Consider the following 23,193-nt stretch of genomic DNA (forward strand, 5'->3'; position numbering starts at 1 on the left):
GCGAAATTATTTCCTATGCAATATCAACGTATCGTGGTGCTGACCGGCGCCGGTATCTCCGCAGAATCTGGTATCCGTACTTTTCGCGGGGCCGACGGCCTATGGGAAAACCAACGTATCGAAGATGTCGCTACCCCCGAAGCTTTTGAGCGCAATCCCCAGCTGGTACAGCGTTTTTACAACGAACGTCGTCAACATCTAATATCTGGAGATGTAGTACCCAACGCAGCTCATCAGGCTTTGGCCGCACTGGAAAAAGAATTCACTGGGGAGTTTTTGTTGGTTACCCAAAATATCGATGACCTCCATGAGCGCGCCGGCAGTCATCATCTGATCCATATGCATGGCGAACTGCTCAAAGCGCGCTGCAGCAGCAGCGGCCAGCTGTTTTCCCTGCGGGAGGATCTGTTGGTTAGCGATCACTGCAACTGTTGTGGACTATCAGGTACCTTGCGCCCCCATGTGGTGTGGTTTGGGGAAATGCCGCTGCAAATGGAGACGATTTACGAAGCCCTGAGCCAGTGCGACCTGTTTATCAGTATTGGCACCTCCGGCAATGTCTATCCGGCTGCCGGATTTGTAGAATGTGCCAACCTGGCGGGAGCACACAGTGTGGAATTAAATTTAGAACCCAGCAGTGTGGGTGATGCTTTCACCGAGCACCGCTACGGACCGGCCTCGGCGATTGTTGGAGATTTTGTGCGCGAGCTGCTCGACTAGCGTATACACAACTAAGCGGCTACTGCGTTTGCGAAAGTTCAGCTACGTGATGTTGTCTGCTGTCCTTACCGTAGCGTTGTAACAGAGTGGTTACCTGGCCTCGATCACGAATAACAATATAGAGGCGATCGTATTCATTGGATTCTCTAATTGGAGCACCTTGTTCCCCTCCGAGAAGGGCCACCATTTCCGGCGTAGTATTACTATGCCCAACGACCAAGATTCGATCGCCGGCCTGGTCCAAATCCACGGCAAACTCTTTTAATTTACGGTAATCATAGCTTTGTACCGGCAAACCTCGCTGTTCAGCCAATGGGCGGGCAGTTTCCCTGGTGCGAGTAAAATCGGTGCTGTATACCGCATCAATTTCCACACCTTTGAGTATCCGCGCCAACTGCTCGGCACGGGCCTTGCCAGCTTTTGCTAGTTGTGGATCTTTGCCAGCATTAGGCCCCAGCTCCTTTTCCCCATGGCGCACCAAATAAATAACCTGGCTATTGGTCTGGCTATTGGTCTGGCTATTGGTATTTGATGTCGCGCTTTCCGCCCAAGTATTGACCCAAGGCGAACTTATAAAGCCAATGATTAGCAGACTGGTAATTCGGGTAAACACAAGAAGATACTCTCAATCCAATAGTGGTTGGAGGTTATGCAAAGGATATAGGGGCAGTAAACCCATATTCGATGAAATACAGGAGAATGCGTTTAAATTTTTAAGAAATGTAAAGAATACCCTGGTGGAGATTATCCAGCACCGGTATTACCGATGCTGGATAGGAAACCTGAGCAGAATTAGATCTTCCACTCTTTAACGGTTTCCAGACCGTATTCATCGATCCACTGGCTCAGCGCTTTAGGGTTGCGCTTTTTCTTCTCTACAGTGGCACCGGTATACGGATTACGGTAGTGACCGGTTTCCAGCTTGGGCTCTGCAGACTTGCTCGCAGTAGCTGCAGCACGGCGGCCGCGACGGGGGCTATCACCCTCTTTTTTCAGGTGACGGGCAACGCGAGACTTAAGAGTCTGTACGTAGTCAGGAGCGTCTTCATCATTCAGCTGGTCTACCAGCCACTCAACGACCTGGCGGCCACGTGCAACGAAGAATTCCTCTTCTTCCATCTGATATTCGGCAGCCAGATTAACCAGTGCCTTATCAAACGCGATAACGCCATCTTTTTTGCGTTCTGCCTGAGCCATTTGCTCCTGCAGTTCTTCGATTCTTGCCTGATGCTCGGCAATTTGCTGTTCGAGTTGTTCGTATTCCTGGAACATTCAATAAACCTCAACGACGGTTATTAAAAATACAGAGAAAACACTGTGGCGGAGGCCGACACAGAGTCGAGTCCGGTTATTCGAAATATCAAAATTGTTAACAGCACCACTAGCCGATTACTGGCGGTTAAGTGATGTTATATTCGGCATATTACGAATTAGCCGAATGAAAAACGAGATACCCTTGCACCGGTCGACTCCAGCGCTAGATATATTCGGCAAATGCATTATTAAAAGCTAGCCGACTTCAGCCTTTTCCGGTATTGAAACCGAAACACTGATTATATTTCTCGACTGAGGTCGCGAATAATAATCTTTCGCCAACAAATATCAACCGTTTACGCTCTATCATTTGAATATAATAGGAATCTTCGCGGTTATTGCTAACAAAATGTAACAAAGGCGGGGATATTCGCCTGAACAAAAGGATATTCAAACATCCCTATTTTGGCTATATTGTAACCGCAGTCGCCAATTGCAAATTATTGCGCTGACTTTTGTTATAGCGCTCATTGCCAAAAACCATTGGATACCTGACGCTCGCTATGTCCAATACCCATAATATTCATCACATGCCCACTTTAGCGGCTCTGATGACGCCGTTTCCCTATCACATCGATATTGATGCCACCGTTGAGGACGCCCTTGCGCTAATGGAAGAGCACAAGGTGCGCCATCTACCAGTAACCCGTGCCGGAGACCTGGAAACGGTCATCTCCAAGGGAGATATCGAAAGGGCCAACGCCCCCGGGCACCGACTGGAAGAGCAACAACTCTATGTCCACGACCTGTGCGCGCGCCGGCCCTTTATTGCCGATATCCACGATCCGTTGGATAAAATCCTAATGGCTATGGCCGATACGGGTATCGGCTCGGTACTGGTCATGCGCGAAGGAGAACTGGTGGGTATCGTCACAGTGACCGATATACTGCGCTTTTGTAGCAACTATCTTGCGGAATTAGCGCAGCCTGTGGACGACTCCATCGCCTGAGCTTAGAGCGGCCATACCCACAGCAACATGGGGATACTCACAAGCACCACCAGTATCTCCAGGGGCAGCCCCATGCGCCAATAATCACCAAAATCGAACCCCCCCGGCCCCAGAATCAAGGTATTGTTCTGGTGGCCCACCGGGGTTAGAAAAGCGCAGGATGATCCGATGGCCACAGCCATTAGAAAGCTGTCCGGATTCACCGCTAGTTGTTCAGCGGTACTAATGGCAATTGAACACATCACCGCTGCAGTGGCCACATTGTTCATAAAGTCCGACAATGTCATGGTAACGATCAATATCAACACCAGAGCCAATACCGAACTACCCTGAGCCAAACTATCCAGCAGCACCTGTGCCACCAAGTCCGCCGCCCCTGTACTTTCCATCACCTCGGCCACAGCAATCAATGTGCCCAACAAAACAATCACAGAGCCATCCAGGGCCTCGTAAATGTTTCGCAGCGGCACAACCTTGAGTGCCATAAAAGCCAGCACACAGGTAGCAAATGAGACCGCTGCGGGGACCAGGCCAAAGGCTGCACCCGCAACGCCCAATGCCATAGCAAGCAGGGCAATGACTGCCTTCTCCTTGTTCGGCATGCCGATATCCCGCTGAGCCAGAGGCACGCAGCCCTGTTCCCGGGCAAACCTATTGAGATGGTTATCGGGCCCCATCATCAGCAGGGCATCGCCCGCCTGTAACGGCGTAGAACGCAGGCGCTTCACCGATCGGCGTCCGCGCCGGGAGAGGGCCAGCAGATTAATCTGATAGTTGGTCGAAAGGTGTAAAAACTGAGTCGAGCGCCCCACCAAAATAGAATTGGGCATTACAACCAGTTCGCGCAACTGCATCTCCTCACCGGCGGGGACGCTCTTTTCCTTACTCTTATCGCGAGAATCCTCATCCTGCAGCGGCTTTGCCCCTCCCAGCTGTACAACCACTTTCTTGTCTTTTTCTGTCTCAGCCCCACCAACCATGGTGAGTCCAAGCCTGGTAAGACTCGCTGCTAAGGATGCGGGTTCTGCCTCGATTACCAGAATGTCCCCGCTTTGCACCCGCTGCCAGGGCGCTACTGCCGCTACCCGAGCATCGCTTTGTACCAACCCGACTACCTGTGCATCCTCAGCCCCCAATACTTTGCCAATTTCACCCAGGCTCTTACCCACTGCCGCGCTCTTTTCCCCAACCAGTGCCTCGGTGAGGTAGGTCCCGGTATCGAAACTGGACGCACCCGCTTGGCCGCGACCTGGCACCAGGCGCCAGCCAAGCAGACCGATAAAGAGCAGGCCAACCAGGGTCACTGCCAAGCCCACCGGGGTGAAATCGAACATGCCGTAACTGCCCGCCCCGGCGCTGTCGCGGAAACCCGAGACCACCAGGTTTGGCGGCGTGCCAATCAGGGTGGTCATGCCACCGAGTATCGTGGCGAAAGACAAGGGCATTAGCACCTTACCCGGAGCCAGGCCCTGTTTTTCCGCCATATCCGCCGCTACCGGCATCAACAGCGCCAAAGCCCCCACATTGTTCATAAACCCTGATAGAAGAGCACCGAGCCCAGTCAGGAGTAACATTGATACTGTGATATTGCCGCTTCGAGGCACTACCCGCTGGGCCAGGGCTCCCATAGCTCCGGTATTCTGCAGGCCACGACTGAGGATCAGCACGCAGGCCACAGTGACCACTGCCGGATGACCAAATCCAGCAAATGCTTTTTCAGGGGAAATTAATCCAAAAAAAACACAAGCGAGCAGGGAAGAGAGCGCCACCATGTCGTGGCGCCAAGGCCCCCAGATAAACAGCGCTATCGTAATCGCGATAATGATTAGAATAAGCAACTGATCTAGGGTCATAAATACGTATTTCCTGAATGAAGCACTCGTGAAGAATTCCACGGGGCAGCTCATTCAGGGTATACAAGGATAAGGTATTGACGGGAATAAAGGCGCCGGAAGACCACTCTTCACTGATCGTTTAGAGACATAATTTGCGCCAGCCAAGTTCAATAGCTCGATCTCAATGGAAATCGAGAGCAATCTTCCAGTAGTTTTATGGGCTAATAGGAAATCTATATTTCTTATTACGATTAAGGGAAATTTTAATTGGACTTATGCTAATACAGCAAAGTATAAAATTAGATAAAAATATTGGAATATCCGGAGATATTTTCTGCCCAGGTATTTTAGTGGCGTCAAATTTCACCAAAAATTATGATATCCAAACCATAACGGATACCAAATTATTAATAACTGCTCCCTATTGAAGTTCTCACCCTATTACTAACCATATCTTTTCTTCTTATTTATTAATTGAGCATAAAGGGCCCTGCCCTAAATTAACCCAAAGCGTTACATACACCTTCAGCTAATTAGCCACAAGTATTCGCGGCTAATGCTCTACTAGCTCCTCAATTATTGGTGGTGACATACCCTGGAGCCATTTTATTCGGTTAACCGCTAAAGTGGATTGGCGTACAAACAAGCAAAAGCCTTACAATCGACCAAAGTTTCTTTGATTAACTCTATAAGAGCCTCAGAGTGGTCAGCCCTCATTAATGAGTGAAGCTCTCCACAGCAATATTGGAGACCCTCCTTGCGCAAAAATACTACGAATTACCGTGATCTATTCCTACACGATATTCCGCTGATGGATGTACGAGCACCGGTGGAGTTTCAGCGCGGAGCATTTCCCCATGCAGAAAACTACCCGTTATTAGACGACCAACAACGGGAGTTAATTGGTACCGAGTACAAACAGCAGGGGCAACAGGCTGCTATTGATTTGGGATGGCAACTAGCCACGGATAAAGTCGTAGAGCATAGGCTCAACGCTTGGAGTACATTTATTCATCGCCACCCTCAGGGTTACCTTTACTGTTTTCGTGGCGGCCTGCGCTCGCGCACTACACAGCAATTATTGCGAGATATGGGAATTGATTATCCACTGATTAATGGTGGCTACAAGGCTATGCGCACCTATCTGCTCAGCCAGCTGGAAGGCCTGAGCCAGGAGCTGCCGCTGATCGTTATTGCCGGTCACACCGGCAGTGGTAAGACAGAGTTAATTCAGGGTGCAGAACGGGCACTCGACCTGGAGGGGATTGCCAGGCACCGCGGCTCCAGCTTTGGCCGTACGGGTTGTGATCAGCCTTCTCAAATCGATTTTGAAAACCAAGTGGGTATCGATTTACTCAAGCTGTCGCAAGCTACCGGACCAGTTTTTATCGAGGATGAAAGCCGGCTTATTGGCCGCTGTGCCCTGCCCCCAACATTACAAAATGCCATGAAAAACGCTCCCAGAGTCCTGGTGGAGGAGCCGCTGGAGCAACGAGCCCGGCGTATTGTGCAAGATTATGTTTGCGAGGCCCTGCCGCGCTTTAAAACTGCTGACAACTCCTCCGCAGCAACATTGGGAGAAGAACTGCGCAACAACCTGAGTAAAATCCGCAAGCGCCTCGGTGGATTACGCCATCAAATATTGGATGCACAACTTATGGATGCAAATCGAGAATTACAACAGAGTGGAAACAGTGGGGCCTATATTCCACTGGTGATGTGTTTATTGCGAGAATATTACGATGGTGGTTACAACCACCTGATGGAAAAGCGTGACAGCCCTATCCTATTTCGCGGTAGTTTTTCAGAAGTGAAGGACTGGCTGAATCACAGGCGCGACTGTTAGTTAATGCGTAAAAATTTTAAGTGGATAATTTCCAGTAATGCATCGAGCAGAAAAGTAATTAATCACTCAAATGAAAAACACCGGGGAGGCAGCCCTAAGCCTCTCTTATACCTTGTGCGCCAAACGGTTTAACTTGAAACGGCGCAATAAAATCCAGTCCCGCAATTTATGCGGTAACCAGCGCGCAAGCCAGGGCAACAGGCGGCTGCGATTGCCGATACGCACCAGTGTGCGCGGCCGTTTACGTAGTAGTTCACGTACTAACTTACGTGCCAAAGAACTGGCCAGGGTGGCATTTTGTTGAGATTCCTGTGCTCGGGCGCGTACCACCTCTTCCTGGCGCTTATACATTGAATCTGGGGGCAAGAGACCGCGCAATGATACTTCCGCGTGGCGGCCGAACTCCGAGGCAATAGCCCCAGGCTGTACCGTCATAACGCGAATCCCAAAAGGTTTTAGTTCCAGGCGCAAGACTTCCGAGAGTGTGTGCAGGGCCACTTTGGAAGCGCAGTAGGCCCCAGAGAAAGGGGTAGCCAAAACACCGGATACGGAACCGATATTACAAATTACAGCCCCTTTGCCCGAGCGCATTAACGGCACGCTAGCGCGCGCCAGTGCCAGTGGGGCAAATACATTGGTGCGAAATTGATTTTCCAGGGAACGGGTATCCAGCTCCATCAGTGGGCCCATCTGCCCGTAACCGGCGTTGTTGATCAATATATCCAGGCGACCGTAAGCGGCCTTGAGAGCGTGTAGCACCCGGTTAATATCTGCCTGGCTATTAACATCCAAAGCTTCGGTAGCGATCCCCAGGTCCGCCAGTTCCTGCAGGCTTTCCGGGCGTCGCGCGGTAGCGATAACAATAGTACCGCGGCGATGCAAGGCCAGGGCCAGCTCGCGACCAATACCACTGGAACATCCCGTAATCAGAGCGACTCTGTCTGGCGCCACATAGCCACGGCCAATTTGGGCAAGGCTCTCTGCGGCAAAGCTATCAGGAGATTTTCGAAAACTGGAAACTGGTGGTTTGTTCACGGGGACTGCTCCGTTTACTGGTTCGAATCCTCCGACACGGCCTGGGAATGCTCAATCAGGCCAATAATATTGCCGTAAGGATCGAGAAAACTCGCCATCAGTACGCCCTCGCCAACATCCACCACATCGCTGTGTTGTCGCGCACCCATGGCTCCAAGACGCTCGACCTGTGCGGCCATATCCGCAACCGCCCAGTAGGCGATCACCCCATCCGCGCGGCTGATCGCGCTGCGCGCATCCGGATTCAGGCCCAGTTCACAATGGCCGAGATGAAAACCCACATAGCAATCGCTATCGAAATAGGGTTCTTTCTGCAGCAGCTGCGCATACCAGGCACGGGCCTCTGCAATATCTGTTACACCGTAAATTACTGTACTCAGGCCGAGAAACTGCTCCATTAAGACACCCCGTTGTTTAATTTTTATCCGCTGGGTGGGGCACTATGGCGCAGCTTATTGCAGCTCCTGCTCCAATTGCTCCAGCAGGTCGATGGGTTCCAGCTCCACACCTTCCAGCTCATTGTTCCAGTTCAGCCCCACCAGCAGTACATCCTCGTGCATACCGGTGAGCCAGTCATCCATAAATTCTTCCAGGTCGATAGCTACCGCTTGGTATTCCGCCCAATCGCCCTCACAGTGTGCCTGGGCAAATTCCCGCTGGGACCAAAAGGGCATCACTTCAGTCTGTGGGCGCTTTTCGGATTCGCACAACGCAAAGCCCTCTTCCCCCTGCAGCGCCCAGACGCAGCCCTGTTCGGCAGCCTCTGGCAAAAAACGTGCGCAGTTTTCTTCAAAATCATCAGTTAAGGGTTCGCTTTGCATAACATCTTCGCTTGATAAGTTTGCCAGCAGTTTACGCCAGTTTGCCCCCCGCACCAACGCACAGGCCACTGCTCTGGCATCAGGCAAAACTGCTTTACCTCCGCTCCTCAGGACTTTTTAAATGACACACAGAGACGGAAAAAAATTGAATAAATGGCTTTAGGAATCCAGCTCAAATACCGCCATGGATTCCACATGGGCTGTTTGCGGAAACATATCCATAACACAGGCCTGCTTAAGACGGTAACCCAGCTGCGTCAATTCTCCCGCATCCCGCGCCAGAGTCGCCGGGTTACAAGACACGTAAACAATTTTCTGCGCCTTGAAACGGGCAATACCACGCACCGCCTGCAGGGCGCCATCGCGCGGTGGGTCCAGCAAAATTTTATCGAAGCCGTCGCTGGCCCAGGCCTTTTTCACCATTTCCTCGTTCAGGTCGGCAGTGTGAAAGCGCACATTGTTCAGCCCATTAAGTTCGGCATTATCCTTGCCCCTTTGAGTGAGAGCACCCAGGCCTTCAATACCGATGACCTCCCCGGCGCGACGTGCCAATGGCAAGGTGAAATTTCCCAATCCGCAGAAAAGATCCAACACCCTCTCGCCGGGTTGCGGGTCCAATAACTGCACAGTACGACTCACCATCTGTCGGTTGACCTCGAAATTCACCTGGAAGAAATCCATCGGCTGGAAGTGCAGGCTCAGGTCAAATTCCGGCAGACGATAACTGAGGGAATTCTCGCCATTCTCTGGCCACAGAGGCTGAATCGAAGCCGCATCACCAGGTTGTATATACATGTGTATACCTGATGATTTAGCGAAGTCTTGCCAGCGCTGTCGATCCCCTTCCGATAAAGGCTGCAGGTGTCGTAACACTAAGGCCGCCATATCATCACCGACCGCCACTTCCAACTGGGAAAAGTGCGCGCGCCCCTCGCTCTCCGCCACCAGTAGCTTCAGCGCGGGAATATGTTGAGCGATGGAGGGGTGCAAAACATGGCACTCATTGATATCGGTCAAATCGTTGCTGCGCTTTTTGCGAAAACCAAAAACGAGTTTTTTACCTTTTGCCGATTTCACCAGGCGAATACCGATACGTGCCTTGCGCCGGTAACCGTAAGGTTCTGCTAGCAATGGAGGTAAAATTTCCTCAGGTTTAATACCACCAAAACGGGCCAGCTGATCCAACAGGATTTTTTGTTTTTCGACAATTTGCGCATCGACCTGCAGGTGTTGCAGGGAGCAGCCCCCGCACAGGGACACATGGGGGCAGCGCGGTTCACAGCGCAGTGGCGAAGCCTGAATTATCTCACTGGTAACACCCTCATCGAAGCGAGCCCGATGAGCGCTATAACGAAAACGCACTTCTTCACCAGGCAGGGTGTTATCGATAAATACTGTTTTTTTACCCACACGGGCAAGACCGCGCATATCGTGGCTGAATTTTTCCACGCAGGCTTCTGCCTGGGTGGGCAAAGATTTTTTTACCGTCTTACGCGGAGTGATAAAACGCGGTTTTCTGCTCATAGGAAATTACTGAATATTCAAAACATCTGAAATCAATGGGACCTGTCGGTAAAGTCTATACCGTGAGGCGGTGGCCGTTATCACGCAGCCAGCGGCGCAGCTCTTTATAGCGGGGGCAAACACTTTGAACCAGCAGCCAAAAATCGCGGCCGTGGTTATGGTGGCGCAAATGGCTGACCTCATGGGCCACCAGATAATCCACCACCGGTTCCGGTGCCAGGCATACCAGCCAGTTGTATTGCAGGTCTCCACGAATACTGCAGTGCCCCCACTTACTCTTGGTGCGGCGAATTCGCAGTGTGGAAAACTGCAAGTCCAGTTGTTCGGCCAAGCACTGGGACTTTTCTGTTAATAGGGCCAACGCCTCGCGCTGGTAGAGGCGCTGTAGGGCCCCCTGTAATTGCTGCGCTGTGGGGGTTGGCGATAAGGTATAGAGATGAATGGCCTCTTCGGTGATTGCGGCACCACCCCGATTAGACGCGCGCTCCAAGGGGCGCATTTTACCCAGCCAAGGAAAGTGCTCACCAAACTCAAAACGATATTGTGGCACTTGTGCCGCACGCTGGTTGGCAGCGAGCAATTGGGCGCGTACCCACTGGATATTTTCCTGCAAAAACTGATGGCCGTGGCGGGCAGCGCAGCGCTGAGGAATACGTACTTCCACGCCGGATTGAGCCAATACCAAACCCAGGCGCTTGCGCCTTGCCGAACGCACCAGGCGGTAGGGAAGATCTTCAAAAAAATATTCCCGCACTTCACTCATAAAAACCGCCTCAATAAAACCCGGTAAAGTTTACCCAACGGCATGAGCCACAACTGCCATGGTAATTCGGGAGATACAACTCAGTTTGCCATTGGGGGCGTAAATCAGAATTTCCCACACCTGGCTAGTGCGCCCGATATGTACCGGCTTGGCCCGGCCAGTAACTTCACCCTCCGGCACAGGACGCAGATGATTGGCATTAATCTCCTGGCCAACGCAGTAAAACTTACTGTTATCCACCAGCAGATTGGCACCGATAGATCCCAGGGTTTCCGCCAACACCACATTGGCACCGCCATGTAGAATACCGAACGGCTGGCGAGTGCGATGATCCACCGGCAACTTGCCCTCCAGGTAATCCTCACCGATTGCGGTAATCTCCAGGCCCAGATACCCGGGCATACACTGGGCGGTGCCCCGGTTAATCTCTTCCAGGGTGGGAGTAACGTGCCAAATTGCCATGGGAATAACTCTCTTGAAAATCCAAACTGGGGTCGGGGGAAATGACTGAATTGACTTGCCATATCAGCCCACTAAATTCACCAGTAAAAAAAACCGGATGAAAAAAAGCTGCGCGGATAAAAACCCGGCGTGAAATAGTCTGGGCCGAAAAGGCCATAGCGGTGCAGTTCTAAATCCAACATGCGCAACTCCCATTCGAGTCGGCTGTGCTGGAAGTAAAGCGCACGCCTCTGGTTGTCGCTATCACTGTGCCTAAGGGCGCGATGTAGGGAGTAAAGCTCACGTTCTAAATTATCCCGGCGCCACAATAAATCGCGATACTGCTGCGCTACGCGATAGTCGGCCAGGCCACGCTGGTAATTCTGCAAAAAAATATCTGCGGTGGGCCCAGTGCATACGCCCTCATATTTTCGCCCCTGACGTCCCTGAGCGTAGCCATTTTCAGCAGTACAAAATTGTTCCACGCCCTCTTCGTGGCCCCGGAGCCAGGCCTCGCTGTCCACATAGATTTCGTAACTTTGGCATTCCTTGGCGATATCGTACACCAGCGCCTGGGAGCGCCCGCGGGCGCCGTCATGTAGGCCGCGCTCATACCAGAGCCCACTGCGGCAATCCGCCTCGGAAATAACAGCGCAACCACTAATAGCAGTAGCCAGAATCAACAGGAAAACACTTAGCTTTACAGGCATGGGAAAGGGCTTCCGATAGATTATTGTTTTGCCGGTACCACCTATCAGCCGAAACGTTTATCGGCGACGAACGGATTGGTCTGACGCTCCTGACCAAAAGTGGACATAGGACCGTGACCCGGGACAAAGCGTACATCGTCACCCAGTGGCCACAGGCGTTCGGTGATCGAACGAATCAAAGTGTCGTGATCCCCCTGGGGGAAATCGGTGCGGCCAATAGAACCAGCAAACAGCACATCGCCCACCAGTGCCAACTTGCTCGGACGATGGAAAAAGATCACATGTCCCGGGGTATGGCCAGGGCAGTGATGCACCTCCAACTCCTGGTCGCCGACAGTCACGGTATCGCCCTGCTGCAACCAGCGATCCGGGGTGAACACCTCCACTGAGGGAAAACCGAACATCTGCGCCTGCACCGGCAGCTGCTCGATCCAGAAACCATCGCCCTCGTGGGGTCCCTCAATCGGCAACTGCAATTGTTTAGAGAGCGCCGCAGTGCCACCCACGTGATCCAGGTGACCGTGGGTAAGTAGGATTTTCTCAAGTTTGAGCCCGCGCTCTTGCGCCGCCACCAGAATTTTGTCCAGGTCGCCACCCGGATCCACCACTGCGGCACGCTTGCTATCTTCGCACCAGAGCAAGGTGCAATTCTGCTGAAAAGGAGTGACCGGGACCGAGTGAAATTGCAGCGACATGGTAAAACCCATCCTTATTCGGGAGTAGTAGCTAGTGCCGCGATTATACCGCGACTGCCCGCCGAGATCGCTGTGCGGATGCGTCTGCCTTCGGCTTGGTGTTTTGCAGAAGAGTGCTCAGGTCCTTGCTGAGCTGCTCCCACACCAATTCATTGCGCCAGTAATCCTCCGGTGGCAGTAGCTGTGGACCGGCCAGGGCATTATCTGGATCGGACAGTGGCCTTGTCGCGTAATCCCGAAATACCGCTTGGTTGTAACTGGGGCTGAGAGGCTTAAGAGGCCAGCCGAGCAGATCATTCGGATGATAGAAATTTTTCCAGCGGAATTGATACCCGCGGGAGGCCGTAGCCACCGCCTGGATCTGATCGCGCTGCTTGGCCCCAAACCACAGCGGCGTGCCGGCCCCGAGGGTATACCAATGGCTGAGCGTTTTCAGGCGCAAAAAGCGCTCCCGCGCGGAGCCCTTGCGCACCTCGGCTGGCCCGCCATCGCGCCAGACACCGTGGTTAACGCTGGGCCGCTGGGCATCCCACAAATAGTTGGACAAGCTAATACAGCTGGCCGAATGACTGATAAGCAACACCGGAGCGCAATCGCCAGCGGCGGCTGCAGCCTTTTGTAGAGTTTGATAAATGGCTGTCTGGGTCCTCTCGTAGAGACCACTACGGCTATGGATATCCCCCAATTGCGCCGAGTTCTCAGCCAGGGTGTTGAGCAGGAATTTGCGCGCGCGCAGACTATCCACCTCGCACTTGCGCATATCTTCAAATACTCGCTGGGTATTACCTGGCAGTGCTTCCACAGTAGGAAAAGTATCGCAATGAAGGCGCGCCCAGTCGTCATCCAGGGTTTCCCTGAGCATGGAAAACAAGTGCTTTACACAGTTCCTGTGTGCGGCATCCACAGCCGGCGCTGCCAAAACCACAATATCGGCCATAACTCCCTCTTTTTTATTATTGTTGTCGAAGCCGCACCTACTTCCCTGACGGCATCAGTTATTCACCAAATTTTTTTCGGAAATAACTCTGTTTTTTCATAATCCAGTGATCCAAGAATCCCCCACTGCGTACAAACGTTGGTGTATTACGACAATGAATGTCAGCCGGGAAAGCAGATAACGCTGTCGGGTAGCTCTACGCCGGTCTCGGTGAACACAGGGATGTGTTCCTGACACCGGACACCGGACACCGCAAGCCAAAAACTGGCCGCAGGGTCTCTTTCTGATTGTTTTGTCTCTTTGGGCTGGATCGGTAAGACTGATTGGATCCGCCAATCAATATACCGTCATAAGCAAAGCCACTTCTAGTATTAGCCAAAGAGAATCCAGCAAGTCGTCCTATCCTCAGCGCAAATCTGTCACAAAAGCGCTCCGCTAGTGCATAATACCTCTGTATAAAAATCAGACATTTAAAACAATCCTGCCCGCAGCGATGCTTTTAACTTCCAAATACAGCCTGCCGGACTGCTCCGAGCATACCCTGGTGCGCCCGCGCTTACTGGCACTGCTCGACGACAGCGACAGCGACCAGCTGCTGCTTGTGACGGCACCGGCGGGCTACGGTAAAACCACGCTGGTCACTTCCTGGGCCTCGGCGCAGGAAAATCCAATGGCCTGGTATACCCTTGATGCCAGCGACAATGAACCGAGCCAGTTTTGTCGTTATCTGGTAGAAAGCGTGCATCGCGCTACCGGCAAAGGCGTACCGCAAACCTGTCGCTTATTGGCGGCGCCACAAAGTCCGGATCCAACAACTGTCATCAGTCATCTGCTGGGTGAACTGCGCAGCTTGCCCAGCGAACTGCGCATAGTGCTCGACGACTACCACCATATCGACAACCAGGCGGTGCACAGCGTCACTCGCTTCCTGTTGCGCCACGCACCACCAGGCGTCGGGGTCCTTCTCACCAGCCGCAGCCAGCCGCCCCTGGGACTGGCCACCCTGCGCGTACAAGGCCGCCTATTAGAGCTGGGCAGCGATCAACTGGCCCTGAATACCGAAGAGATCGCACGTCTGCTGAAGCAGCGCTTGCCATTTAATCTCGATGGCGACCGCGCCGCTCAACTGCACCACCTGAGCGAGGGCTGGCCACCGGCGGTACAACTGTTCGCCCTGTCGGTGCGCGATCGCCAAGAAGTAGACCGCTACCTGACGGAACTGGAGCAGGGCCACAGCCATATCCTCGACTATCTGGCCGAAGAAGTGCTGGAAAGGCTGGAGCCAGAGCTGCGCGAGTTACTCGCTCGCACTTCGATCCTCACCCGTGTCAATGCCCAGCTGGCGGAACGCCTGAGTGGCCGCAACGATGGCCAAAAACTGCTGGAAGAGGCGGCGCGACGCGGACTCTTCCTGCAGGCTCAGGACTCCAGCCGCCAGTGGTTCCGCTTCCACCCAGTCTTCGCCCGCTTCCTGCAGCGCCAGCTCACCAATCGAGAGCAGCTGTTGCACCTGCACGCTCTCGCTTGTGATTCCTGGCAGGAAATGGAACAGCCATTGGAAGCCCTGCGCCATGCCCTCGCCGGCAGTGACCGCGAGCGCCTGTGTCAGCTGCTCGATAGCCAGGGAGAAATACTGCTGCGCGGCGGGCAGTCGCGCTTGTTGCGTGATTGCCTGGAATGGCTCGGCAGTGAGGCGTTGCAGCAGAGTGCGCGCTTCACCCTGCTCTCGGCAAAAATGGCGCGGGAGAATTTTGAATACGACCAGTGCGAGAAAATGCTCGCCACCGCCGAGAGCTGGCTGCAGCGGCAGGACCCACAGCAATGGCGTCAGTTTGAAGGGGCCTTCGCCACCATGCGCGCCCAAGTGGCCATCGCCCGCGGCCAGACCCTGCAGGCCAAAGAGTATGCCGAAGAGGCCCTGGGGCTATTACAACCCAACCAACTAGGCGAGCGGATTTCGGCACTGCTTGTCACCGGTGAGACCAGTTTTTGCCTGGGCGCATTAGAGCCCGCCGCGACCCATATGTTGGAGGTGGAGGCCCTGGCTATCGCCGAGGGAGATATTCCCAGCGCCGCCTGGGCCATCTGCCAACAGAGTGAGATCGCCTTCGCCCAGGGGCTTCTACAAAAATCTGCCTCACTGCAGAAAAAGGTGTCCAACCTGGTGCAGAAACACCACCTCTCCACCCTGCCCATCGCTGAGTTTGTCTGCCGCCTGCTCGGACAGCTGCAGTGGGAAAAGGGGGATTTGGAGAGCGCCGAGCACTCGGCCCGGCGGGGAATGCAGATCAACCGCAAAGTGGGTGAACACTGGCTACTGCCGGAATACACGCTGCTCCTGAAACTCGCCCAGGCGCGCGGAGAAAAAGAGGAGTCGCTGGAGTGGCTGGCCCGCATCGACCGCTTACTCTCAGATGGGCGCTATCACCGCGATTGGGTTGCCAATGCCGATGCTGCACGTATTCGCACCTGGCGCGCCCTGGACAACCAACAAGCCATTGCCAGCTGGCTGGAGCAAGCTGCGCCAGTTGCAGACAGGCCCAGTAATCACTTTGAACAGTGTCACGGCCGCAACCATGTGCGCGCACTGATTGAACTGCACCGCTGGTCCGACGCCAATCGCCTGCTCAGCCGCCTGCAACAGGTCGCTGAAGAGTGTCATTTAGTCACCGATCGCCTGCGCAACCGTGTGCTGGAGTCCCACCTGTTGTGGCTGCGCGAACAGCACGGTGAAGCCGTGGAAGCCATTAGCGAGGCGCTACTGCTGGCCGCAGGCAGAGGATTTCGCGCCAGCTTTCTACAAATTGGCAAACCCCTGATTGTGATTCTCAAGGCTGCGCTGGAACGGGGCTTGGATGAGGCACCCACCGACAAGGCCCAAGTACTGATTAAACTCGCCCAGCAGCAACCTGAGTTGGACGGTGGCATTCGTATTGAGCTAGACGACACTATTATTCGCGAGATTCTCGCCAGCGACGCGGTACCGGATTTTCTGCGTCACTCTCCACTCACTCCAAGGGAGTGGCAGGTTTTAAACGCTATTCATTCAGGCCTTTCGAACGAGCGTATCGCCAGACATTTCAAAGTGGCGCCGAGTACCATCAAAACCCACATCCGCAGCCTCTACCAAAAGCTGGATGTCAAAGACCGCCAGGAAGCGATTACCCTGGCCGAACAAATGCTGCGCTCGGTGCAGGACCGCCCATAGGAGTAACTGCGAGTCGGGGCACAGGGATGTGCGCAAAGCTCCACCACAGGATTTCTCTACATCTCTATTTAAACAGTTACCGAAACTTGTTACTCCCGCTCTAAATCCCCCCGGTCAGCCCCTCCCCCCCTCTATGGGGAGGAGGAACGCGGCTCCGCCCTTCGCCATACTCACCCTATCCTTTCCTGAGTGGGCCCGCCCCACCCTTCGAATAATGAGACAAGGCAGTAATCCATGAACGGCAACAGCACCGAGTGGTGGCGCAACAGCGTTATTTACCAGATTTACCCCCGCAGTTTCTGCGACGCCAACGGCGATGGTATCGGCGACCTGCCAGGTATCACCCAGAAGCTGGATTACGTGAAATCCCTCGGTGTGGACGCTATTTGGATATCCCCCTTCTTTAAATCCCCCATGGTAGATTTTGGGTATGACGTGGCGGACTACCGCGATGTGGACCCGATTTTCGGCAATCTGCAGGATTTCGACTGCTTAATTGAGGCCGCCCATGCCCGCGGCCTGAAAGTTATTATCGATCAGATTCTGAGCCACACCTCAGATCAGCACCCCTGGTTCGAGGAGAGCCGCTGCAGCCGCGACAACCCCAAAGCCGACTGGTATGTGTGGCAGGACCCTAAGGCCGATGGCAACCCGCCCAATAACTGGGTATCTGTTTTCGGTGGTGGCTCCTGGCGTTGGTGTACCCGCCGCCGCCAATACTACCTGGCCAACTTCCTCAAAGAGCAACCGGATCTCAATGTGCACAACCCCGAGGTGCAGGCGCAGTTGCTGGCGGATATGAAATTCTGGCTGGATCGCGGTGTGGATGGTTTCCGCCTGGATGCGGTGAATTTTATCTTCCACCAACAGGCCCTCAGCGATAATCCTCCCCGCCCGCTTAAGCTGGATAAGAAAGGACTGCCGCCGGTCAATCACTACGATTACCAATGGCACAAGAACGACAAATCCCAGCCAGAAAACCTGGTGTTTTTACAGCGTGTGCGCCAGCTGATGGATCAATACCCGGGTACCGTTACCGTGGGCGAAGTGGGTGACGATAATACCCATAAGATCATGGCGGACTACACCACGGAGCAGCGCCTACATATGGCCTATTCCTTCGATTTATTAACCGAGGATTGCAGCGCGCAATTCCTGCGCGAAACCCTGGAAAAGAACCGCGCGGTAATTGAAAAAGGATGGCCCTGCTGGTCCATTAGCAATCACGATGTGCCGCGCTCTATCACCCGCTGGAACCACGGCCTTAGTCTGGAGCTAGCGCAAAAGCGCGCGCCCCTGTTCCTACTGATGCAACTTGTACTGCGCGGTAGCGTATGCCTATATCAGGGAGAAGAACTGGGTCTGGCGGAAGCGGATATCGCCTTTGAGGATTTGGTGGACCCCTACGGTATTAACCTTTGGCCCGAGTTCAAAGGTCGCGATGGCTGCCGCACGCCTATGCCCTGGACCGATAGCGCTGATCAAGCCGGCTTCACCAGCGGGAAACCCTGGTTACCGATTTCCCAGAGTCACCGGAACTTAGCCGTGAATCTGCAGCAAGACAGCCAGCACTCCATGCTCAACCAGTTCCGTGCATTGATCGAATGGCACCGGCAACTGCCCCAAAGTCTGGCAACCGCACAACAGGAAGTTCTCGATACCGGCAATGATTTATTGGTGTTCGTGCGCCGCGCAGATAAGGAAGTATACCTGGTCGCCCTGAATCTAGGCACCACTGAGGAAAGCTACGCTCTGCCACAAGAGTTTTTTGGGGCCGAGGATATTACTCCAGGCCTGTTTGCAATGGAGCTGAGAGAAAACACGCTGGTTTTGCCCGCCGCTGGCGCCGGTGTATTGCGAAACAGTAATTAATTTCAGGCTTTAACAGCCCGTCAAAAAATTTTACCAGCTGGTGGCAACAACCACCGGCTGCCAATTTCAGAAAAACTGCAGCATCTCTCCCTGGGCTATAAGTTGGTTTTTCTGTCTCTCTGCAACGTCATTTATCCTTTCGACGTCTGCTTCTCCGCCGGCCCAAAGCCGGCTTTTTTAACTTTGCTCTACTTACTTTGCTGTGCGCCTCATAGATCAGATCGCTTCCAGAGCTACCTTAGCCTGAGTTAAGGCACTCTCTTTGTGGTCATCCCCCATATTCAGCCCTTCGGCATAAATGACCGTGACATCGTCAATGCCAATAAATGAGAGAAAATGCTTGATGTAGGGCTCATGAAAATCAATAACAGAATCTTTATAGAAACCCCCAGATGTCGTGACCAAGACCACTTTGGTATCTCTAATCAAACCCTCTGGCCCATTTTCTGTGTACGTAAAAGTCACTCCGGCCCGCGCTAATTGATCAAACCAAGCTTTCAGAGTAGATGGGCTACCAAAGTTATACATGGGTGCTGCAATCAGTACCGTATCTGCATTTTTGACCTGTTCAATAAGATTGTTCGAATACTCCGTTAGCTCTTTCTGGGCTGCACTTTTCTGTTCCTCAGGGGTGAAGAAGGCACTTACCATTTCACCGCTCAAATGCGGAACTGGGTTAAGACTTAAATCCAACTCGGTGACTTCAGTGGCAGCCTGTCGTGACAGCCAGTGCTTAGCCAGTGACCTGGAAGTCGAATGGTCCCCTAAGGCAGAGGCATAAACGGCAAGAATTTTGTGACTCATAGTCTCTCCAGCTAGTGAACATCAATGATGCGGAGACTATAATCTCTGCAAATTGGCAACTAAATTATCAATTTATGCAATTTATAATTGCATAAATGCAAAATGATGGACTGGAACGATCTTCGATACCTGATAGCCGTGGCAGATCACGGCTCCCTACAGAGTGCAGCCAAAGCCTTGGGGGTAAACCATTCCACCGCCTGGAGACGTCTACAGGCCTTGGAAAAAGATCTTGGCTGCCAGCTTTTCGTGGTAGACAGGCAGGGCTATTTCCTCACAGACGAAGGGAATGCGGCTTTAGAACACGCCAGAAAAGCCGCCGAGAATATCAATGCCATTGCCTTGAATACCGGCATTAAAAACCTGGAAATGGAAGGCATTATCCGTATTACCTCAATCGGCTCTTACTCTTATGAGGTGATCCCAAAACTCTGTGCCGCCTTTCGCACACACCACCCCAAAGTTGAATTTGAACTCATAGACTCGGCGGAACACCTATCACTGGAGAAGAGGGAGGCGGACATTGCCTTTCGTGGATCACCTAGCGCTCCGGATAACCTCATTGCCAAGAAGCTCTTTGATATCAACTGGCATATTTTTGCCCATCCAGACTTGGTTAGCGGTCCAATGACACTGGATGAGATTAAGCAGCAGAATATTATTGGTTATCGCGGCTTGAGTTTGCCGATTGGTCGCTGGAGTGAAAAAATATTTAAGAATAGCCGCAAAGTAATTTACTGTAATTCGGTAATGGCGGCGGCAGGTGCAGCCAATGCAAAACTGGGTTTTGCCATTTTGCCCGAAGGGGACCAAAAAATGGTGCAACCTTACAAACTAAAGAAAGTATTCGAGCTTAAAGAGTTCCAAAGCCATTTCTGGTTACTTTCTCATCCTCAAATGCGCAATTCAGCACGCGTTAAAGCCTTTTGGGACTTCAGCCTGGACACCTTTAAAAAAGGATGTCTTTAAGCTGATCAAGCTGAAAATTATTAGCTACGGGTGTCCATCAGATCACAGCCTATAATGTTCAATTAATATGGATACACCGCCCAATCATTCAATAATGATTAGCCGTATTTAACCCCAACTGTCGTTAACAGGCGGACCATTCGACGGGAAATTATTTTCAACAGGCGGAGTCGATCCGTGCCAATACCCGGGCCAAAATCCGAAAGCGGAAACGCCAGTAAAGCCGACTTAAAAGGCTCCCAGGTTGACCTGCAGAAAGCCGATTTACCCTCCATTTACCAGGCACTCAACACCTCACCTCAGGGGTTAAGCCAGGCCGAGGCCGAGACACGTCTACAACGCTATGGCCCCAATAGCATCCAGGAGAAAGAACAAAGCGCACTACTCAAGTTTCTGCGTTTTTTTTGGGGGCCCATCCCCTGGATGATCGAAGCCGCCGCCCTGCTATCGGCACTTATCGGTCACTGGCCAGATTTCGCCATTATTATGGCGCTACTACTTTACAATGCGGTGGCGGGATTTTGGCAGGAGCACAAGGCCTCCAATGCTCTGGCCGCGCTCAAGGCCAGCATGGCGCCACAGGCGGAGGTGTTGCGCGATGGTAGTTTTCATACCATTGACGCCGCCGATGTGGTTCCCGGGGATATTGTACGAATCAAGCTCGGCCAAGTGGTGCCCGCAGATGTGCGCTTTGTCGACGGCAAATCCATCAGTATCGATCAGGCTGCACTTACGGGTGAGTCATTGCCGGTCAGCAAAAAAATAGGAGACATCGGTTATTCCAGTAGTATCGCCAAGCGCGGCGAAATGACCGCCGTTACAATTGGCACCGGGCGTAATACTTTTTTTGGCCGCACCGCAAAGTTGGTAGCCGGTGCCGGCCAAGGCGCCTCTCACTCGCAAAAAGCCGTTACTCATATTGGCGATTTCCTGATAGTGCTGTGCCTGGTGCTGGCTTTGTTACTGGTAGGTACCCAGCTCTATCGGGATATCGTGGTGGCCCCCAGCTGGCACTGGTCGGACATTATTAATATTTTACGCACAGTCCTGGTGCTATTAATTGCCTCGATTCCCGTGGCAATGCCCTCCGTAATCACTGTCACTAACGCACTCGGTGCCCTGGCGCTATCCCGAAAAAAAGCCATAGTCTCGCGACTGGAGTCTATAGAGGAGCTTGCCGGGGTCGATATTCTCTGCTCCGATAAAACCGGAACGCTCACCAAGAACCAACTAAGCCTGCACGACCCCAAATTATTTGTCGCCAAGAGCCCGGAACAGTTAATTCTCGCCGCGGCACTCGCCTCGGAAAAAGGTTCTAGTGATCCGATCGATCAGGCAATTTTTGCCGGCCTCAAAGATAAGAAAGCACTGAATAATTACCAGCTTAAAGAATTCACTCCTTTCGACCCAGTAATCAAGCGTGCCCAGGCCCAAGTAGTCGATGACAGTGGAAATTCTTTGTTTTATTGCAAAGGTGCGCCCCAAGCGGTGATGCAATTGTGCAAGCTCAGTGGTGATAATGAAAAGAAAGCCTCAGACTGCGTGCAGGAACTCGCCGCACGGGGTTTACGCTCCCTGGGTGTGGCGAGTTCCAATGATGGGAAAAGATGGAGCTTTCTTGGCATCCTCTCTTTAGAAGATCCGCCTCGGGATGATTCCAAACAAACCATCAGCCGGGCCCGGGAGCATGGGCTGCAGGTAAAAATGATTACTGGCGACGACGTCGCTATCGGCAAAGAAATCGCTGCTCAGGTGGGGATTGGGCAGAATATTTACGCCGCCGCCGATGTTTTTACAGACTCGGAGAATATGGACCACTTATCCAAGCAGGTGGTCGATTGTGTTGAGCGCGCCGATGGCTTTGGCCGTGTTTTCCCCGAACATAAGTACGCAATCGTAAAAGCCTTACAAGAGAGAGGGCACCAGGTGGCAATGACCGGAGACGGTGTCAACGATGCGCCAGCCCTAAAACAAGCTGATTGCGGAATTGCCGTTAGTGGCGCCACCGATGCGGCCCGTGCCGCAGCGGCGATTATTCTCACCGCTCCGGGCCTCTCCACTGTAGTGGATGCAATTGACGAAGCACGCAAGATCTTTGAGCGCATTATTAATTATGTGCTCTTTCGGGTATCCATGACCCTGGATATTATGGTGGTGGTGGTGTTTGCCACTATCCTCTTCGGTTTTTCTCCCCTCACCCCAGTCATGATCGTATTAGTGGCACTGCTTGACGATATTCCCATTATGACTATTGCCTACGACAACACCCTGCTGCCGAAAGAGCCGGTGCATTGGGAAATGCGCGATTTATTATTGGGTTCAACCATTATCGGCATTTTTTCTATCGCACAAACCATGGGGCTGCTTTTGATTGGTATGGAATGGCTACAAAACAGTCAATGGCAATCCTGGATACCCCTGGATAAGTCTCAGATCCAAACGATTATTTTTTTACAAATTGTTGCCGGCGGCCATTTACTACTTTTTGTCGTGCGATCTCGCTCTGCCTTCTTCGCAAAGCCACTGCCCGCAATGAAGTTATTTATCGCTATTGTTGGTACTCAGGCGCTCACGGTTTTGATGTGTGGATTTGGTTGGCTGGTACCTGCTATTCCCTGGCGTATTATCGGGCTCGTTTGGCTCTATATGATTTTGTGGATGTTTATTCTGGATCTGGTGAAGAAGCTACTCTATCAACGTCTGCAGGATATTTAATCCAACCTGCATGGACAAATCATTTAACTTACCA

Annotated in this window: 20 protein-coding genes; 7 read left to right on the plus strand and 13 right to left on the minus strand. The window is 52.7% G+C overall.

The window, feature by feature from the left end; genetic code table 11:
* Positions 1 to 15 precede the first annotated feature (15 nt).
* Positions 16 to 720: a Sir2 family NAD+-dependent deacetylase gene (cobB, locus tag MJO52_RS18545; protein WP_252083441.1), complete on the plus strand. Its 705-nt coding sequence runs from the start codon at positions 16 to 18 to the stop codon at positions 718 to 720.
* Between the two features lie 19 nt (positions 721 to 739).
* On the opposite strand, the gene MJO52_RS18550 is transcribed toward cobB, so the two are convergent.
* Entirely contained in the window at positions 740 to 1,333 is a 594-nt protein-coding gene (locus tag MJO52_RS18550; RefSeq protein WP_252083442.1) for a SixA phosphatase family protein, read from the minus strand.
* 179 nt (positions 1,334 to 1,512) lie between these two features.
* A complete protein-coding gene (locus tag MJO52_RS18555; RefSeq protein ID WP_252083443.1) occupies positions 1,513 to 1,992 on the minus strand; it encodes a DNA binding protein in 480 nt (159 codons plus the stop codon).
* A gap of 545 nt (positions 1,993 to 2,537) precedes the next feature.
* Between MJO52_RS18555 and MJO52_RS18560 the strand changes: the two genes are divergently transcribed.
* Complete coding sequence (locus MJO52_RS18560) at positions 2,538 to 2,984, plus strand: CBS domain-containing protein (RefSeq protein ID WP_252083444.1); 447 nt, start codon at positions 2,538 to 2,540, stop codon at positions 2,982 to 2,984.
* 2 nt (positions 2,985 to 2,986) lie between these two features.
* Here the strand turns inward: MJO52_RS18560 and MJO52_RS18565 are convergent, their stop codons facing one another.
* Positions 2,987 to 4,837, minus strand: a complete 1,851-nt coding sequence (locus MJO52_RS18565; protein ID WP_252083445.1) for an SLC13 family permease — start codon at positions 4,835 to 4,837, stop codon at positions 2,987 to 2,989.
* 739 nt (positions 4,838 to 5,576) lie between these two features.
* Here MJO52_RS18565 and mnmH point away from each other — a divergent pair.
* A complete protein-coding gene (gene mnmH / locus MJO52_RS18570) occupies positions 5,577 to 6,665 on the plus strand; it encodes a tRNA 2-selenouridine(34) synthase MnmH (protein WP_252083446.1) in 1,089 nt (362 codons plus the stop codon).
* Positions 6,666 to 6,770: 105 nt separating this feature from the next.
* Here mnmH and MJO52_RS18575 read toward each other — a convergent pair whose 3' ends face one another.
* From MJO52_RS18575 to MJO52_RS18615, 9 genes are all read right to left on the minus strand, one after another.
* Complete coding sequence (locus MJO52_RS18575) at positions 6,771 to 7,700, minus strand: SDR family oxidoreductase (RefSeq protein ID WP_252083447.1); 930 nt, start codon at positions 7,698 to 7,700, stop codon at positions 6,771 to 6,773.
* A gap of 14 nt (positions 7,701 to 7,714) precedes the next feature.
* The gene (locus MJO52_RS18580; RefSeq protein ID WP_252083448.1) at positions 7,715 to 8,098 is read right to left on the minus strand and encodes a VOC family protein; all 384 of its coding nucleotides are present in this window, start codon (positions 8,096 to 8,098) and stop codon (positions 7,715 to 7,717) included.
* Between the two features lie 54 nt (positions 8,099 to 8,152).
* A complete protein-coding gene (locus MJO52_RS18585) occupies positions 8,153 to 8,608 on the minus strand; it encodes a DUF2750 domain-containing protein (protein ID WP_435583626.1) in 456 nt (151 codons plus the stop codon).
* 72 nt (positions 8,609 to 8,680) lie between these two features.
* Positions 8,681 to 10,045 (minus strand): 23S rRNA (uracil(1939)-C(5))-methyltransferase RlmD, encoded by a 1,365-nt coding sequence (gene rlmD / locus MJO52_RS18590; RefSeq protein WP_252083449.1) that lies wholly within the window; start codon positions 10,043 to 10,045, stop codon positions 8,681 to 8,683.
* 55 nt (positions 10,046 to 10,100) lie between these two features.
* Positions 10,101 to 10,808 carry a M48 family metallopeptidase gene (locus MJO52_RS18595; RefSeq protein ID WP_252083450.1) on the minus strand — a complete coding sequence of 236 codons (708 nt, stop codon included), beginning with the start codon at positions 10,806 to 10,808 and terminating at the stop codon, positions 10,101 to 10,103.
* Positions 10,809 to 10,838: 30 nt separating this feature from the next.
* The gene (locus MJO52_RS18600) at positions 10,839 to 11,270 is read right to left on the minus strand and encodes a hotdog fold thioesterase (RefSeq protein WP_252083451.1); all 432 of its coding nucleotides are present in this window, start codon (positions 11,268 to 11,270) and stop codon (positions 10,839 to 10,841) included.
* Positions 11,271 to 11,347: 77 nt separating this feature from the next.
* Positions 11,348 to 11,959 (minus strand): DUF2799 domain-containing protein, encoded by a 612-nt coding sequence (locus MJO52_RS18605; protein ID WP_252083452.1) that lies wholly within the window; start codon positions 11,957 to 11,959, stop codon positions 11,348 to 11,350.
* Between the two features lie 44 nt (positions 11,960 to 12,003).
* A complete protein-coding gene (locus MJO52_RS18610) occupies positions 12,004 to 12,654 on the minus strand; it encodes an MBL fold metallo-hydrolase (RefSeq protein WP_286036991.1) in 651 nt (216 codons plus the stop codon).
* 43 nt (positions 12,655 to 12,697) lie between these two features.
* Positions 12,698 to 13,591, minus strand: coding sequence for a hypothetical protein (locus MJO52_RS18615; RefSeq protein WP_252083453.1), 894 nt, complete (start codon positions 13,589 to 13,591; stop codon positions 12,698 to 12,700).
* Positions 13,592 to 14,084: 493 nt separating this feature from the next.
* On the opposite strand from MJO52_RS18615, the gene malT reads away from it, so the two are divergent.
* Positions 14,085 to 16,799 carry an HTH-type transcriptional regulator MalT gene (gene malT / locus MJO52_RS18620; RefSeq protein ID WP_252083454.1) on the plus strand — a complete coding sequence of 905 codons (2,715 nt, stop codon included), beginning with the start codon at positions 14,085 to 14,087 and terminating at the stop codon, positions 16,797 to 16,799.
* A 234-nt stretch (positions 16,800 to 17,033) separates the two neighbouring features.
* Positions 17,034 to 18,671 (plus strand): alpha-amylase family glycosyl hydrolase, encoded by a 1,638-nt coding sequence (locus MJO52_RS18625; RefSeq protein ID WP_252083455.1) that lies wholly within the window; start codon positions 17,034 to 17,036, stop codon positions 18,669 to 18,671.
* A gap of 216 nt (positions 18,672 to 18,887) precedes the next feature.
* Here the strand turns inward: MJO52_RS18625 and MJO52_RS18630 are convergent, their stop codons facing one another.
* On the minus strand, positions 18,888 to 19,475 hold the full coding sequence (locus MJO52_RS18630; protein ID WP_252083456.1) for an FMN-dependent NADH-azoreductase: 588 nt from the start codon (positions 19,473 to 19,475) through the stop codon (positions 18,888 to 18,890).
* An 87-nt stretch (positions 19,476 to 19,562) separates the two neighbouring features.
* Between MJO52_RS18630 and MJO52_RS18635 the strand changes: the two genes are divergently transcribed.
* A complete protein-coding gene (locus tag MJO52_RS18635; RefSeq protein WP_252083457.1) occupies positions 19,563 to 20,444 on the plus strand; it encodes a LysR family transcriptional regulator in 882 nt (293 codons plus the stop codon).
* 177 nt (positions 20,445 to 20,621) lie between these two features.
* Positions 20,622 to 23,159 carry a plasma-membrane proton-efflux P-type ATPase gene (locus MJO52_RS18640; RefSeq protein ID WP_252083458.1) on the plus strand — a complete coding sequence of 846 codons (2,538 nt, stop codon included), beginning with the start codon at positions 20,622 to 20,624 and terminating at the stop codon, positions 23,157 to 23,159.
* Positions 23,160 to 23,193 lie beyond the last annotated feature (34 nt).

Origin of the sequence: Microbulbifer variabilis, assembly GCF_023716485.1 — a bacterium.
Lineage (GTDB): Bacteria > Pseudomonadota > Gammaproteobacteria > Pseudomonadales > Cellvibrionaceae > Microbulbifer > Microbulbifer variabilis_B.

Bases quoted from the DNA above. Each gene is read 5' to 3' on its own strand.
- MJO52_RS18600 (WP_252083451.1), bottom strand. From the start codon at position 11,270: ATGGCAATTTGGCACGTTACTCCCACCCTGGAAGAGATTAACCGGGGC.
- cobB (WP_252083441.1), top strand. From the start codon at position 16: ATGCAATATCAACGTATCGTGGTGCTGACCGGCGCCGGTATCTCCGCA.
- malT (WP_252083454.1), top strand. From the start codon at position 14,085: ATGCTTTTAACTTCCAAATACAGCCTGCCGGACTGCTCCGAGCATACC.
- MJO52_RS18605 (WP_252083452.1), bottom strand. From the start codon at position 11,959: ATGCCTGTAAAGCTAAGTGTTTTCCTGTTGATTCTGGCTACTGCTATT.
- MJO52_RS18565 (WP_252083445.1), bottom strand. From the start codon at position 4,837: ATGACCCTAGATCAGTTGCTTATTCTAATCATTATCGCGATTACGATA.
- MJO52_RS18625 (WP_252083455.1), top strand. From the start codon at position 17,034: ATGAACGGCAACAGCACCGAGTGGTGGCGCAACAGCGTTATTTACCAG.
- MJO52_RS18555 (WP_252083443.1), bottom strand. From the start codon at position 1,992: ATGTTCCAGGAATACGAACAACTCGAACAGCAAATTGCCGAGCATCAG.
- MJO52_RS18560 (WP_252083444.1), top strand. From the start codon at position 2,538: ATGTCCAATACCCATAATATTCATCACATGCCCACTTTAGCGGCTCTG.
- MJO52_RS18610 (WP_286036991.1), bottom strand. From the start codon at position 12,654: ATGTCGCTGCAATTTCACTCGGTCCCGGTCACTCCTTTTCAGCAGAAT.
- MJO52_RS18630 (WP_252083456.1), bottom strand. From the start codon at position 19,475: ATGAGTCACAAAATTCTTGCCGTTTATGCCTCTGCCTTAGGGGACCAT.
- MJO52_RS18595 (WP_252083450.1), bottom strand. From the start codon at position 10,808: ATGAGTGAAGTGCGGGAATATTTTTTTGAAGATCTTCCCTACCGCCTG.
- MJO52_RS18615 (WP_252083453.1), bottom strand. From the start codon at position 13,591: ATGGCCGATATTGTGGTTTTGGCAGCGCCGGCTGTGGATGCCGCACAC.
- MJO52_RS18580 (WP_252083448.1), bottom strand. From the start codon at position 8,098: ATGGAGCAGTTTCTCGGCCTGAGTACAGTAATTTACGGTGTAACAGAT.
- rlmD (WP_252083449.1), bottom strand. From the start codon at position 10,045: ATGAGCAGAAAACCGCGTTTTATCACTCCGCGTAAGACGGTAAAAAAA.